This is a genomic window from Enterobacter sp. MF024 (genome assembly GCF_005843915.1).
Taxonomy (GTDB): Bacteria; Pseudomonadota; Gammaproteobacteria; order Enterobacterales; family Enterobacteriaceae; genus Enterobacter; species Enterobacter barmai.
The window spans coordinates 413,865-427,776 of sequence record NZ_VCBB01000001.1 but is presented as its reverse complement, the minus strand read 5'-3'; the positions used below and the strand labels follow the sequence as shown (position 1 = coordinate 427,776).

Genomic DNA, 13,912 nt, shown 5'->3' with positions numbered 1-13,912 from the left:
TTGTCGCCTGCGGCGGTTTATCCGATAATAGGCGGCTTTTTTATGTCAGGCTAAATAATGACCGATTACTTACTGCTCTTTGTCGGCACGGTGCTGGTAAACAACTTCGTTCTCGTGAAGTTCCTTGGCCTGTGTCCGTTTATGGGCGTCTCCAAAAAGCTGGAAACGGCGATGGGGATGGGGCTGGCAACCACCTTCGTGCTGACCCTGGCCTCGATCTGCGCCTGGTGGGTAGATACCTGGATCTTAATCCCCCTTGGTCTGACCTATCTGCGCACGCTGGCCTTTATTCTGGTTATCGCTGTGGTGGTGCAGTTCACCGAAATGGTGGTGCGTAAAACCAGCCCGGCGCTCTACCGCCTGCTCGGCATCTTCCTGCCGCTGATCACCACCAACTGTGCGGTGCTCGGCGTGGCGCTGCTCAACATTAACCTTGGGCACAATTTCCTGCAGTCGGCGCTGTACGGCTTTTCCGCAGCGGTCGGCTTCTCGCTGGTGATGGTACTGTTTGCGGCGATCCGCGAACGCCTGGTCGCGGCCGATATCCCGGCACCGTTTCGCGGTAACGCTATCGCGCTGGTTACCGCCGGTCTTATGTCTCTGGCCTTTATGGGCTTTAGTGGTCTGGTGAAGTTGTAATGAATGCAATCTGGATTGCCATTGCTGTCCTCGGCGTTCTGGGACTGCTGTTTGGCGTTATTCTCGGTTACGCCTCACGCCGCTTTGCGGTAGAGGACGATCCGGTTGTCGAAAAAATTGATGAGCTGCTGCCGCAAAGCCAGTGCGGCCAGTGCGGCTATCCTGGCTGTCGCCCTTACGCCGAGGCGGTGGGCACCGGCGGCGAGAAAATTAACCGCTGTGCCCCTGGCGGCGAAACGGTAATGCTCAAAATTGCCGGACTGCTGAACGTGGAACCCCAGCCGGTCGACGGTGACGAAAGCGCCCAGGAGCCGGTGCGCATGCTGGCGGTGATTGATGAGCCCAACTGCATCGGCTGCACCAAATGTATTCAGGCCTGCCCGGTGGATGCCATCGTGGGCGCCACGCGCGCCATGCATACCGTGATGGAAGATCTGTGTACCGGCTGTAACCTCTGTGTTGCCCCCTGCCCGACCCAGTGCATTGAGTTACGCCCGGTAGCAACCACAACTGACAGCTGGAAATGGGATCTTCAGACCATTCCGGTGCGCATTATTCCTGTGGAACAACATGCTTAAGTTATTTTCTGCCTTCAGAAAAGAGAAGATCTGGGATTTCGACGGCGGTATTCACCCGCCGGAGATGAAAACCCAGTCCAGCGGCACGCCGCTGCGCCAGATACCGCTGGCCAACCGTTTTATTATCCCTCTGAAACAGCACATCGGCGCTGAGGGTGAGCTGTGCGTGAAGCCCGGCGACAGCGTGTTACGCGGCCAGCCCCTGACCTTCGGGCGCGGGCGTATGCTGCCTGTCCATGCCCCGACCTCCGGCACCGTGGTGGCGATTGCCCCCCATACGGTGGCCCACCCTTCCGCGCTGTCTGAAATGTGCATCGTGATTGAAGCCGATGGCGAAGATCGCTGGATCGAGCGCGACGGCTGGAGCGACTACCGCAGCCACAGCCGGGAAGAGCTAATCGCCCGCATCCATCAGTCCGGCGTCGCCGGTCTGGGCGGCGCAGGCTTCCCGACCGGCAACAAACTGCAGGGCGGCGGCGATAAGATTAAGACCCTGATCATCAACGCCGCCGAGTGCGAACCCTACATTACAGCGGACGATCGTCTGATGCAGGACTGCGCGGCGCAAATCGTTGAGGGTATTCGTATCCTCGCGCACATTCTGCAGCCGCAGGAAGTCCTGATCGGCATCGAAGATAACAAGCCGCAGGCCATCTCCATGCTGCGTGCGGTGCTGGCGGGTAGCCACGACATCGGCCTGCGCGTGATCCCGACCAAATACCCTTCGGGCGGTGCGAAGCAGCTGACCCAGATCTTAACCGGCAAGCAGGTTCCCCACGGCGGTCGTTCGTCTGATATCGGCGTGCTGATGCAGAACGTCGGCACCGCCTATGCCGTGAAACGTGCGGTCATTGACGGCGAACCGCTCACCGAGCGCGTCGTTACCCTCACCGGTGAAGCCGTCAGCCGTCCGGGCAACGTCTGGGCGCGTCTCGGCACTCCTGTCCGCCACCTGCTCGATCAGGCCGGTTTCTGCCCGAGCGCTGAGCAGATGGTGATCATGGGCGGGCCGCTGATGGGCTTTACCCTGCCGTGGCTCGATGTCCCGGTCGTGAAAATTACCAACTGCCTGCTGGCACCGTCCGCCAGCGAAATGGGCGAAGAGCAGGAAGAGAAAGGCTGCATTCGCTGTAGCGCCTGCGCCGATGCCTGTCCGGCAGATCTGCTGCCCCAGCAGCTGTACTGGTACAGCAAAGGGCAGATCCACGACAAAGCAAAATCCCACAACCTGGCCGACTGTATCGAGTGCGGTGCCTGCGCCTGGGTTTGTCCGAGCAATATTCCGCTGGTGCAGTATTTCCGCGTCGAGAAAGCCGAAATTTACGCCATCGCCCAGGAAGAGAAGCGTGCTGCCGAAGCCAAAGCACGTTTTGAAGCGCGCCAGCAGCGTCTTGAGCGTGAGAAAGCCGCCCGCGAGGAGCGCCACAAGAAAGCCGCGGTTCAGCCTGCGGCGAAAGATCAGGACGCCATCAACGCCGCCCTGGCCCGCGTGCGCGAGAAGAAAGCCACCGCTACCGAAGATGTAGTGATCCCGGCAGGTCAGCGTCCGGATAACAGCGAGATGATTGCCGCCCGCGAAGCGCGTAAAGCCGAGGCCCGGGCGCGGCAGGCAGAAAAAGCCCAGGCAGCCGCAGCGCTGCCGGAAGCCGATCCGCGTAAAGCTGCGGTGGAAGCGGCGATTGCCCGCGCCAAAGCCCGCAAAGCGGCCCAGCCGGAAGAAAGCCAGGCCGAACCGGCTCCGGTCGATCCACGTAAAGCCGCGGTCGAAGCGGCGATTGCCCGCGCGAAAGCCCGCAAAGTGGCGCAGCCGGACGACATTCAGATCGAACAGACGCCGGTCGACCCACGCAAAGCCGCGGTCGAAGCGGCCATTGCCCGTGCGAAAGCCCGTAAAGCGGCGCAGCCGGAAACGACCCCGGAAGAAAAATCCCCTGTCGATCCGCGTAAAGCCGCGGTCGAGGCGGCCATCGCTCGTGCCAAAGCACGCAAGGCGGCGCAGCAGGAAGAAGAACCGGCAGCCAATGACGATCCACGCAAGGCGGCAGTTGCTGCCGCCATCGCGCGCGTCCAGGCGAAGAAAGCCGCACAGCAGGCAGTTAACGAGGATTAAATGGTTTTCAGAATCGCAAGCTCCCCTTATACCCATAACCAGCGCCAGACATCGCGCATTATGATGCTGGTTTGCCTGGCCGCGCTGCCGGGCATTGCCGTTCAGTTCTGGTTTTTCGGCTGGGGTACGCTGCTGCAAATTATCCTCGGCTGTGTCAGCGCCCTGGCGGCTGAAGCGCTGGTGCTTAAGCTGCGCAAAATTGCCGTAAGCAAAATTCTGGCGGACAACTCCGCCCTGCTTACCGGTCTGCTGCTGGCTATCAGTATTCCCCCCTTCGCCCCCTGGTGGATGGTGGTGCTCGGCACCGTATTTGCGGTTATCATCGCCAAGCAGCTGTATGGCGGCCTGGGGCACAACCCCTTTAACCCGGCGATGATTGGCTACGTGGTGCTGCTGATCTCCTTCCCGGTGCAGATGACCAGCTGGCTGCCGCCGCATGACATCGCCGCAACGGTGCCAGGTTTTATGGATGCCGTGCAGGTGATCTTCTCTGGCCATACCGCCAGCGGCGCTGATATGAACAGCCTGCGCATGGGCGTGGACGGCATCAGCCAGGCAACACCGCTTGATACCTTCAAAACCTCCCTGCACGCGGGCCATAGCGTGGAGCAGATCCTGCAGTACCCGATTTACAGCGGCGTGCTGGCGGGCGCAGGCTGGCAGTGGGTTAACCTCGCTTATCTGGCGGGCGGGCTGTTTCTGCTGTGGCAGAAAGCGATCCGCTGGCATATCCCGGTGAGCTTCCTGGTGACTCTTGCGGTCTGTTCCGGGCTGGGCTGGGCGTTCTCGCCGGAGTCGCTGGCATCGCCGCAGATCCATCTGCTCTCTGGTGCCACCATGCTGGGTGCGTTCTTTATTCTGACCGACCCGGTGACGGCCTCCACCACGAACCGTGGACGTCTCATTTTTGGTGCGCTGGCCGGTCTGCTGGTGTGGCTGATCCGCAGCTTTGGCGGTTACCCGGACGGCGTGGCCTTCGCCGTGCTGCTGGCGAACATTACCGTACCGCTCATCGACTACTACACCCGTCCGCGCGTGTACGGCCATCGCTAAGGAATACGCCATGTTAAAGACGATGCAAAAACACGGTGTGACCCTGGCGCTCTTTGCCGCGGTGCTGACCGGCCTGACCGCGCTGGTCAACGGGTTAACCAAATCCACCATTGATGAACAGGCGGCCCGTCAGCAGAAGGCGCTGTTTGACCAGGTTATTCCGGCCGATTTGTACGATAACGAACTGCAGAAGAGCTGCTACCTTGTTCAGGCTCCGGCGCTGGGCAAAGGTACTCACCGTATCTATATTGCCCGTAAGGGCGATACGCTGGTCGGTACCGTAATGGAAGCAACGGCCCCTGACGGTTACTCCGGCGCTATTCAGCTGCTGGTCGGCACCGATTTCTCCGGTACCGTGCTGGGCACGCGCGTGACTCAGCATCACGAAACGCCAGGGCTTGGGGATAAAATCGAAACCCGCTTAAGCGACTGGATTTTGCATTTCGCTGGTAAAATGATCCACGGTATTGACGATCCGGCCTTTGCGGTGAAAAAAGATGGCGGCGAATTCGATCAGTTTACCGGTGCTACCATCACCCCACGTGCGGTGGTGAATGCCGTTAAGCGCGCGGGCGTCTACGCGCAAACGCTGCCTGCGCAAATTAACAATCTGCCCGCCTGTGAGGAGTGATCATGAGCCAGGTTAAAGAGGTTATTGTCCAGGGGCTGTGGAAGAACAACTCCGCCCTGGTGCAGCTGCTGGGGATGTGTCCGCTGCTGGCCGTCACCTCGACCGCCACCAACGCCCTGGGCCTGGGCCTTGCCACTACGCTGGTGCTGACCCTGACCAATCTGTCGATCTCTGCCCTGCGTCGCTGGACGCCGTCAGAAATTCGTATTCCGATCTACGTGATGATCATCGCCTCGGTGGTGAGCGTCGTGCAGATGCTGATCAACGCTTACGCCTTTGGTCTTTATCAGTCGCTGGGGATTTTTATCCCGCTGATCGTGACCAACTGTATTGTGGTGGGACGCGCCGAAGCCTTTGCGGTGAAAAACGATCCGCTGATTTCCGCCCTTGATGGCTTTGCCATCGGGATGGGGGCAACCGGAGCGATGTTCGTGCTGGGCTCGATGCGCGAAATCCTCGGCAACGGCACCCTGTTCGACGGCGCGGACGCGCTGCTGGGCGGCTGGGCCAAAGCCCTGCGCATTGAAGTGTTCCACACCGATACGCCGTTCCTGCTGGCGATGCTGCCCCCTGGCGCGTTTATTGGCCTCGGCATGATGCTGGCGGTGAAATACCTGATTGATGAGAAGCGCAAACGCCGCGCTGCCGCTCGCAGCGCAGAGGAAGGGATCCCTGAGAAGGCCTGATGAACAAAGAGAAGCGTTTAACTATTTTGCAGCGCCTGCGGGATAACAACCCGCACCCGACGACCGAACTGAACTTCACCTCGCCGTTTGAGCTGCTGATCGCGGTCCTGCTCTCCGCGCAGGCTACGGACGTGAGCGTGAACAAAGCCACCGCCAAGCTCTATCCCGTAGCCAACACGCCCCAGGCGATGCTGGAGCTGGGCGTCGAGGGGGTAAAGTCGTACATCAAGACTATCGGCCTGTTTAACAGCAAAGCCGAGAACGTGATTAAGACCTGCCGGATGCTGATTGAGCTGCACGGTGGCGAAGTACCGGAAGATCGCGCTGCGCTGGAAGCCCTGCCCGGCGTGGGCCGCAAAACCGCCAACGTGGTGCTGAATACCGCCTTTGGCTGGCCGACCATTGCCGTGGATACCCACATCTTCCGCGTCTGCAACCGGACGAATTTCGCCCCGGGCAAAAACGTGGAGCAAGTTGAAGATAAGCTCCTGAAGGTGGTTCCGGCGGAGTTTAAGGTCGACTGCCACCACTGGCTGATCCTGCACGGGCGCTACACCTGTATTGCGCGTAAGCCCCGCTGTGGCTCCTGTATTATTGAAGATCTCTGTGAATATAAAGAGAAAACCGATGCCTGAAACCGTCATCCGACGGTTTTTTCATGATGTAAATCCCTTACACTAAGCATGACTATCTTTTAATCCCGCCTTTTGCAGTTTTTCCAACTGAGCTAAAGTGCATGCTTCGCGCATTGTGCGGCTATATAACAATCAAACAGGTTAATTGTTTTTTCGTCAGCGAAATTTTCTATATAAATGTGATCTCGATCACCCTGTTCACACGCTGTTAATTTTATGTGTCAAAAAGGCTATCAAGGCCTTACAGCATCAATAATTATCCCCTTTATACCCGTAGATATGTCCGGGTATTTTTCAGAATGCAGGCCATATCACTGCTTAACACCTTTTACAGCAGAACATATCGCCACATGGCGATTTTTTCCCCTGACTGACAGTGAAAAAAACCAGTTTCAACGCAACGGTAAAATTTAACGCTAAATAACATTTGGGTTTCTGGCGCATTATAGGGCAAGAGTTAAATGTAACAGACTATTACAAACACCTTGCCAGATGGGTCAGGATAGTGAACATTACCCGCCGTTTCCCCTCCCACTATAACTATAAAGCGGATGGACTACGGTCATCACGCTGTGAACACCCCCGTTAATATGGGATGTAAAAAAAGAGGTATATGTGTCTACTGCAAACAATAAACCAGCTGAAGAGAGCGTAAGTCTTAACGCTTTCAAACAACCGAAATCGTTCTATCTCATTTTCTCTATTGAGCTGTGGGAGCGTTTTGGTTACTACGGTCTGCAAGGGATCATGGCGGTTTACCTGGTTAAACAACTGGGTATGTCCGAAGCCGATTCCATCACGCTGTTCTCTTCCTTCAGTGCTCTGGTGTACGGTCTGGTCGCGATTGGCGGCTGGCTGGGCGATAAAGTGCTGGGTACCAAACGTGTCATCCTGCTGGGCGCCATCGTTCTGGCTATCGGTTATGGTCTGGTGGCATGGTCCGGTCACGATGCCGGCGTGGTGTATATGGGTATGGCGACCATCGCGGTCGGTAACGGCCTGTTCAAAGCGAACCCGTCTTCCCTGCTTTCTACCTGCTATAAGAAAGATGACCCACGTCTGGACGGTGCATTCACCATGTACTACATGTCCATCAACATCGGTTCCTTCTTCTCTATGCTGGCAACCCCGTGGCTGGCAGCAAAATTCGGCTGGAGCGTGGCGTTTGCCCTGAGCTTCGTCGGTATGCTGATCACCGTGGTGAACTTCCTGTTCTGCCGCAGCTGGGTTAAAGACTACGGTTCAAAACCTGACTTTGCCCCGGTGCAGAAAGGCAAACTGCTGGCAACTATCGTCGGTGTTGTGGTGCTGGTTGCTATTGCGACCTGGCTGCTGCACAACCAGGGTATCGCCCGTGCGGTGCTGGGCGTGGTTGCGCTGGGTATCGTCTGCATCTTCGCGAAAGAAGCTTTCTCTATGCAGGGCGCAGCGCGCCGTAAGATGATCGTTGCCTTCATCCTGATGGTTGAAGCCATTGTCTTCTTCGTGCTCTACAGCCAGATGCCGACTTCTCTGAACTTCTTCGCGATCCGTAACGTTGAGCACTCTATCCTGGGTATCGCGTTCGAACCTGAGCAGTTCCAGGCCCTGAACCCGTTCTGGATCATGATTGGTAGCCCGATTCTGGCTGCTATCTACAACAAGATGGGCGACCGCCTGCCAATGCCGCACAAGTTTGCTGTCGGTATGGTGCTGTGCTCTGGTGCGTTCCTCGTACTGCCGCTGGGTGCTAAGTTCGCCAGCGACGCGGGTATCGTCTCCGTTAACTGGCTGATCCTGAGCTACGCGCTGCAGTCTATCGGTGAGCTGATGATCTCCGGTCTGGGCCTCGCGATGGTTGCACAGCTGGTTCCACAGCGTCTGATGGGCTTCATCATGGGTAGCTGGTTCCTGACCACTGCCGGTGCTGCCATCATCGCCGGTAAAATCGCGAACCTGATGGCCGTGCCATCTGACGTGACCGATCCGCTGCAGTCCCTGCATGTCTACGGCGACGTGTTCCTGCAGATTGGTATCGCCACCGCGGTCATCGCTGCGCTGATGATGCTGACTGCGCCGAAACTGAACCGCATGACTCAGGACGACGACACTACCGCTAAAGCGAGCAAAACCGCCACCGCGTAATGTCATCGGGAAACGACTGAACGGAAGCCGCTAACTGTGCGTTAGCGGCTTTTTTTTTACCTTGTGGCGCACTAACATAGAGTAAACCTACGTAAACAGGAGTGACCGATGAAACTGTTCTATAAACCAGGCGCCTGCTCTCTTGCCTCCCACATTACGCTGCGCGAGAGCGGTAAAGACTTCACCCTCAACGGTGTCGATCTGATGAAAAAGCGTCTGGAAAACGGCGATGATTTTTTCGCGGTGAATCCTAAAGGCCAGGTTCCGGCCCTGCTGCTGGAAGACGGTACCCTGCTGACCGAAGGGGTTGCCATCATGCAATACCTCGCCGACAGCGTGGCAGACCGCCAGCTGCTGGCCCCTACCGGCAGCATTGCCCGCTATAAGACCATCGAGTGGATGAACTACATCGCCACCGAACTGCACAAGGGCTTTACCCCGCTGTTCCGCCCGGATACCCCGGAAGAGTACAAGCCGACCGTCCGCGCCCTGCTGGAGAAAAAGCTGCAGTACGTCAACGAATCACTGAAAGATGAACAGTGGATCTGCGGTCAGCGCTTTACCATCGCCGATGCGTATCTGTTTACCGTCCTGCGCTGGGCACGCGCCGTGAAACTGAACATGGAAGGGTTAAGCCATATTGACGCTTATATGCAGCGTATGGCGGAGCGTCCTGCCGTGGCGGCAGCGCTGGAAGCGGAAGGGTTGAAGTAAGAGGATTTTTTTTGCCCGGCGGCGCTTCGCTTGCCGGGCCTACAGATTCCGTAGGCCGGGTTAGCGAAGCGCCACCCGGCTTTTTTTATCAGAGCTGGGTCGCACTAAAGACGTGTTCTGGCTTCGCTATACGATCCTGGGCGGCCACCACCTGCAGTTCGTACTCCTGCATCGCTTTGGTGGCGATCATAATCTCATACACCGCCGCCGTGACGTGCTCCAGCGCATCACGCACCGTTGCACCCTGCAGCAGTTTCACCAGCAGTAGACCGCTGGTGACATCGCCCACGCCTACCGGCTGGCGGCTGCCGAAATCCACCAGCGGACGGCTGATGTGCCAGGCTTCATCTTTGGTTACCAGCAGCATTTCAAAGCGATCCGGGCTTAATCCGGCGCGGGCCAGATGCTTCACCAGCACGATCTCAGGCCCCATCACAATCAGTTCGCGGGACGCCGCCACGGCCTCTTCCACGCTGTTCACCGGGTGCTCGCAGAGGATCTCCAGCTCGATAAGGTTCGGGGCGATAATGTCGCTGGCCGGTAAAGCGTGACGCACGTGGAACTCCGCCACGCCCGGTGCCACGATACAGCCCTTTTCCGGATGGCCCATCACCGGGTCACAGAAGTATTTCGCCGCCGGATTCGCCGCCTTCACCTGGCGGACGATACCGAGAATATGCTCGCCCTGCTCTGCAGAACCCAGGTAGCCGCTCAGCACGGCATCGCAGGTTTTCAGTTTGTCGATATCGGCGATGCCCTGAACAATCTCCGTGAGATGAGCGGGCGGCATCACGCAACCGGTCCACTTGCCGTATTGCGTATGGTTGGAAAACTGAACGGTGTTTAACGGCCAGACGTTGGCCCCGAGACGACGCATCGGAAACTCAGCGGCGCTGTTGCCAGCATGCCCAAAGACAACGTGGGACTGGATGGCGAGGATATTCTTCATGTTCTTACCACAACCCTGAAAAAATAAAGGGGCGTGGTTTCCCACGCCCCTGTGCTTTTATGATTATTTCCAGCAAACCAGACAGTAATTCTTCTTACCGCGACGCAGTAAGGTATAACGACCAAACAGACGATCGCTGTCGGTGAAGATGTACTCCGGGTCAGACTGTTTTTCACCGTTAATGGTGATGGCGTTCGAGGCGATGGTTTTACGTGCCTGACCGCGGGACGGCTGCAGCTCAGAATCCACCAGGGCCTGCATCAGATCGGCGCCTTTGTCCATCTCAACCATCGGCACACCATCCTGCGCCAGCTGTTCGAAGTCCTCTTCGCTCAGATCGCTTAAGGTGCCGTTAAACAGGCTGGCGGTGATACGCTTCGCCGCTGCCAGGCCCTCTTCACCGTGAACCAGCTTCGTCACTTCATCTGCCAGCACGTACTGGGCGCGTGGCGCTTTACCGCTGTTCTTGTCTTCTTCTTCCAGGGCATTGATCGCTTCGATGTCCATAAAGGTGAAGAACTTCAGGAAGCGATAGACGTCAGCATCCGCGGTGTTGATCCAGAACTGGTAGAACTTGTACGGGCTGGTTTTCTTCGGATCGAGCCATACCGCGCCGCCTTCAGTTTTACCGAATTTGGTGCCGTCTGCTTTGGTGATCAGCGGAACGGTGAGACCAAAGACCTGGTTCTGGTGCAGACGACGGGTCAGATCGATCCCGGAGGTGATGTTACCCCACTGGTCAGAGCCGCCAATCTGCAGGGCAACGCCGTGCAGTTCGTTCAGACAGGCGAAGTCATAACCCTGCAGCAGGTTGTAGGAGAACTCGGTAAAAGAGATGCCCTGATCGTCACGGTTCAGACGCTGCTTCACCGCTTCTTTGTTGATCATCTGGTTAACGGAGAAGTGCTTGCCGATATCACGCAGGAAGGTCAGCACGTTCATGCCGCCAAACCAGTCGTAGTTGTTCGCGGCAATCGCTGAGTTCTCACCACAGTCGAAGTCGAGGAATGGGGCAACCTGTTTGCGGATTTTTGCCACCCACTCCTGCACGGTGTCTGCCGTATTCAGTTTACGCTCAGCGGCTTTGAAGCTCGGGTCGCCAATCAGACCCGTTGCGCCGCCGACCAGTGCCACAGGCTTATGGCCTGCCAGCTGGAAGCGTTTCAGGCATAACAAAGGAACCAGATGCCCCAAATGCAAGCTGTCAGCGGTAGGATCGAAGCCGCAATAGAGCGCGATCGGGCCTTGCGCCAGTCGCTCTGCTAACGCTTCCTCGTCCGTCACCTGGGCTACCAGCCCCCGCTCTTGCAATTGTTTAATCAAGTTACTGCTTGCCATCAAATTCTCCATGTATAAAACGACTGCACCTTTGCCGGTACACGACTTTTCGCCAGACGCGAAAGGTACATAGAATAAAGCGCTGACACCCGTTGTACCAGCGCTTAAGAGAACAAATTTCGGGGATTAAGGTGCCAGACGATCGATTTTCCAGGCATCGTTATCGCGCTGGTATAAAAAGCGGTCGTGGAGTCGATGTTCACCGCCCTGCCAGAACTCCATCTGCTGGACCTGGACGCGGAAACCGCCCCAGAAGCTCGGCAGCGGCACTTCGCCCTGCTGGAATTTCTGTTTCAGCTCGAGGAACTTGCTTTCCAGCACGCCGCGGGCAGAGATGCGGCTCGACTGTTTAGAGACCCAGGCGCCAATCTGGCTGTCGCGCGGTCGGCTGTGGAAATACTTCACCACCTCAAGCGTGGAGAGACGCTCAACGGTGCCGGTGACCATCACCTGGCGCTCCAGCATATGCCACGGGAAGAGCAGACTGATACGCGGGTTGTGTTCGAGGTGCTGCGCTTTGCGGCTGCCGAGGTTGGTGTAAAACACCAATCCTTTATCGTCGTAATGCTTGAGCAGGACAATGCGCTGGTAGGGTTGACCCTTTTCATCGACGGTGGCGACCACCATCGCGGTCGGATCGGCCAGTTTTGCTTCACAGGCCTGTTTCAGCCAGTGTTCAAACAGCACCAGCGGCTCGGCGGGGAGATCCTGGCGACGCAGGCCGCCTTTGGTGTATTCGCGCCGGAGGTGCGCGATTTTCTGCAATTCATCGTTATCTGACATGGCGTTAGCTGACGTTGACAATGGGTGACGCTATTGTGCGCCGCCCCCTGCAAAATCTCAACGCTTCGGATTTTCGATCTGACAATTGTTCAGCACAATGCGATCGCGCTTGTATACCGTCGCACTGTCACCTTTCGACCAGAAGACATACACCCCGTCGCTGTAACGGGTACCGGAGGCTGACATTCCCTGCTTCAGCGTCAGCAGCTTATTGTCATAGACGAAGCTGACTTCCTGGCGCGGATTATTGAGCTTAACGGTGAGCGGTTTTTCTTCACACTGATAGGCCAGGGTGTCGGTTTGCATGCGCTCGACGAACTGGTTGTAGACGCTACAGCTCGCCAGCAGGAAGGGGGTAAAAGCAAGAAGCAGTTTTTTCATGGGTAAATTCCGAAGACTTTTTGGTCCCGGAGGGCGCGAACGCCCTCCCGTTTTTTTCGGTATTTTTACCCACGGCGTGCTTAAGCGAAATTCGGTTAACTCTGATTTTGCCGCGGATTCGCTGGAAAAACAGCACCTAAGACGCTGGCTTCACGGGCACCGGTCACTGAGGGCAAGTTCCCCGGCAGCCCAGCCACGGTGCGCCACGCCAGCCAGGCGAAGGCCAGCGCTTCCATGTCGTCACCGCTGATCCCCGCCTTGTCGGTGGTGGTCACCTCCGTACCCGGCAGCAGACCGGCGAGGCGCGTCATCACCAGCGGGTTACGGCCGCCGCCACCGCAAACCAGCAGACGCTCGCAGCCACCGCTGAGCAACACCTGTTCCGACACCGAAACGGCAGTGAGCTCCGCCAGCGTGGCCTGCACGTCCTCAGGAGCCAGGCCCGGGAAGTTCGCCAACTGACGTTCGAGCCAGCCGTAGTTGAAGTATTCGCGGCCGGTGCTTTTCGGCGCCGGTGCGGCAAAATAGGGATCGCACAGCATGCTTTGCAGCAGCGGGATAATGACCTTGCCACTGCAGGCCCACTGGGCATCTTTGTCGTAGGGTTTGCCCGCCTGACGCCAGATCCAGGCGTCCATCAGCATATTGCCCGGCCCGGTGTCGAAACCGCGCACCGGCTGGCCGGGGATCAATAAGGAGAGATTGGCGATGCCGCCGATGTTCAGCACCATGCGGCGCTCCGTCGGATGCGCCAGCAGCGCATGGTGGAACGCGGGAACCAGCGGTGCGCCCTGCCCGCCAAGCGCGATATCCCGGCGGCGGAAATCCCCTACCACCGTCACGCCGGTTTTGGCGACGATGTGGTTGTTATCGCCAATCTGCAGGGTATGCGGAGCCTCGCCGCCCGGCTCATGCCAGACCGTTTGCCCGTGACAGCCGATCGCCACGACATCCTGAGGGCGCAGGTTCTCCTGATCCATCAACGCCTGCACGGCATCACCGAACAGGCGTCCCAGCTGCGTATCCAGCTGCCCCAGCTGCGACAGCGTCAGCTGTTGGCCCTGACAGATATTCAGAATCGCTTGTTTCATGTGCTGAGGAATAGGCCAGCTGAGGCTTGCCTGCTGCGCCACCATATTCTCATCTATTGCCGCAAGAACGACATCCACACCATCCAGACTGGTTCCTGACATTACGCCAATGTAGCGACCCGATTTCATCCGTTTTCCTTTATCCGTATGGGCTGATGACTCACTCCACCATAAACCGATAATCAATGCTACGGCGGACT

At 57.7% G+C, this 13,912-nt stretch carries 14 protein-coding genes; 9 read left to right on the top strand and 5 right to left on the bottom strand.

Going from position 1 to position 13,912, the window contains the following annotated elements; all coding sequences use genetic code 11:
• Positions 1 to 57: 57 nt before the first annotated feature.
• The 9 genes from rsxA to gstA all read left to right on the top strand — a co-directional run bounded on the left by rsxA (position 58) and on the right by gstA (position 9,170).
• Positions 58 to 639 (top strand): electron transport complex subunit RsxA, encoded by a 582-nt coding sequence (rsxA, locus tag FFB58_RS02245; RefSeq protein WP_039029166.1) that lies wholly within the window; start codon positions 58 to 60, stop codon positions 637 to 639.
• On the top strand, positions 639 to 1,217 hold the full coding sequence (gene rsxB, locus FFB58_RS02240; RefSeq protein WP_138368842.1) for an electron transport complex subunit RsxB: 579 nt from the start codon (positions 639 to 641) through the stop codon (positions 1,215 to 1,217). Before rsxA ends, rsxB begins: the two co-directional genes overlap by 1 nt.
• Positions 1,210 to 3,327 (top strand): electron transport complex subunit RsxC, encoded by a 2,118-nt coding sequence (gene rsxC, locus FFB58_RS02235; protein WP_138368841.1) that lies wholly within the window; start codon positions 1,210 to 1,212, stop codon positions 3,325 to 3,327. Before rsxB ends, rsxC begins: the two co-directional genes overlap by 8 nt.
• Positions 3,328 to 4,380 carry an electron transport complex subunit RsxD gene (rsxD, locus tag FFB58_RS02230; RefSeq protein WP_138368840.1) on the top strand — a complete coding sequence of 351 codons (1,053 nt, stop codon included), beginning with the start codon at positions 3,328 to 3,330 and terminating at the stop codon, positions 4,378 to 4,380.
• Between the two features lie 10 nt (positions 4,381 to 4,390).
• On the top strand, positions 4,391 to 5,011 hold the full coding sequence (gene rsxG / locus FFB58_RS02225; RefSeq protein WP_138368839.1) for an electron transport complex subunit RsxG: 621 nt from the start codon (positions 4,391 to 4,393) through the stop codon (positions 5,009 to 5,011).
• Positions 5,012 to 5,013: 2 nt separating this feature from the next.
• Entirely contained in the window at positions 5,014 to 5,697 is a 684-nt protein-coding gene (locus FFB58_RS02220) for an electron transport complex subunit E (RefSeq protein WP_039029161.1), read from the top strand.
• Entirely contained in the window at positions 5,697 to 6,332 is a 636-nt protein-coding gene (gene nth, locus FFB58_RS02215; RefSeq protein WP_039029160.1) for an endonuclease III, read from the top strand. Before FFB58_RS02220 ends, nth begins: the two co-directional genes overlap by 1 nt.
• A 615-nt stretch (positions 6,333 to 6,947) precedes the next feature.
• On the top strand, positions 6,948 to 8,456 hold the full coding sequence (gene dtpA, locus FFB58_RS02210) for a dipeptide/tripeptide permease DtpA (protein WP_039029159.1): 1,509 nt from the start codon (positions 6,948 to 6,950) through the stop codon (positions 8,454 to 8,456).
• A gap of 108 nt (positions 8,457 to 8,564) precedes the next feature.
• Positions 8,565 to 9,170, top strand: coding sequence for a glutathione transferase GstA (gstA, locus tag FFB58_RS02205; RefSeq protein ID WP_039029158.1), 606 nt, complete (start codon positions 8,565 to 8,567; stop codon positions 9,168 to 9,170).
• An 88-nt stretch (positions 9,171 to 9,258) separates the two neighbouring features.
• Here gstA and pdxY read toward each other — a convergent pair whose 3' ends face one another.
• The 5 genes from pdxY to anmK all read right to left on the bottom strand — a co-directional run bounded on the left by pdxY (position 9,259) and on the right by anmK (position 13,841).
• Complete coding sequence (gene pdxY / locus FFB58_RS02200) at positions 9,259 to 10,119, bottom strand: pyridoxal kinase PdxY (RefSeq protein ID WP_138368838.1); 861 nt, start codon at positions 10,117 to 10,119, stop codon at positions 9,259 to 9,261.
• Between the two features lie 63 nt (positions 10,120 to 10,182).
• On the bottom strand, positions 10,183 to 11,457 hold the full coding sequence (gene tyrS / locus FFB58_RS02195) for a tyrosine--tRNA ligase (protein WP_138368837.1): 1,275 nt from the start codon (positions 11,455 to 11,457) through the stop codon (positions 10,183 to 10,185).
• A 126-nt stretch (positions 11,458 to 11,583) separates the two neighbouring features.
• On the bottom strand, positions 11,584 to 12,240 hold the full coding sequence (gene pdxH, locus FFB58_RS02190; RefSeq protein ID WP_039029155.1) for a pyridoxamine 5'-phosphate oxidase: 657 nt from the start codon (positions 12,238 to 12,240) through the stop codon (positions 11,584 to 11,586).
• Positions 12,241 to 12,297: 57 nt separating this feature from the next.
• Positions 12,298 to 12,621, bottom strand: coding sequence for a C-type lysozyme inhibitor (gene mliC, locus FFB58_RS02185; RefSeq protein ID WP_039029154.1), 324 nt, complete (start codon positions 12,619 to 12,621; stop codon positions 12,298 to 12,300).
• Between the two features lie 95 nt (positions 12,622 to 12,716).
• Positions 12,717 to 13,841 carry an anhydro-N-acetylmuramic acid kinase gene (gene anmK / locus FFB58_RS02180; RefSeq protein ID WP_039029153.1) on the bottom strand — a complete coding sequence of 375 codons (1,125 nt, stop codon included), beginning with the start codon at positions 13,839 to 13,841 and terminating at the stop codon, positions 12,717 to 12,719.
• Between the last annotated feature and the right edge of the window lie 71 nt (positions 13,842 to 13,912).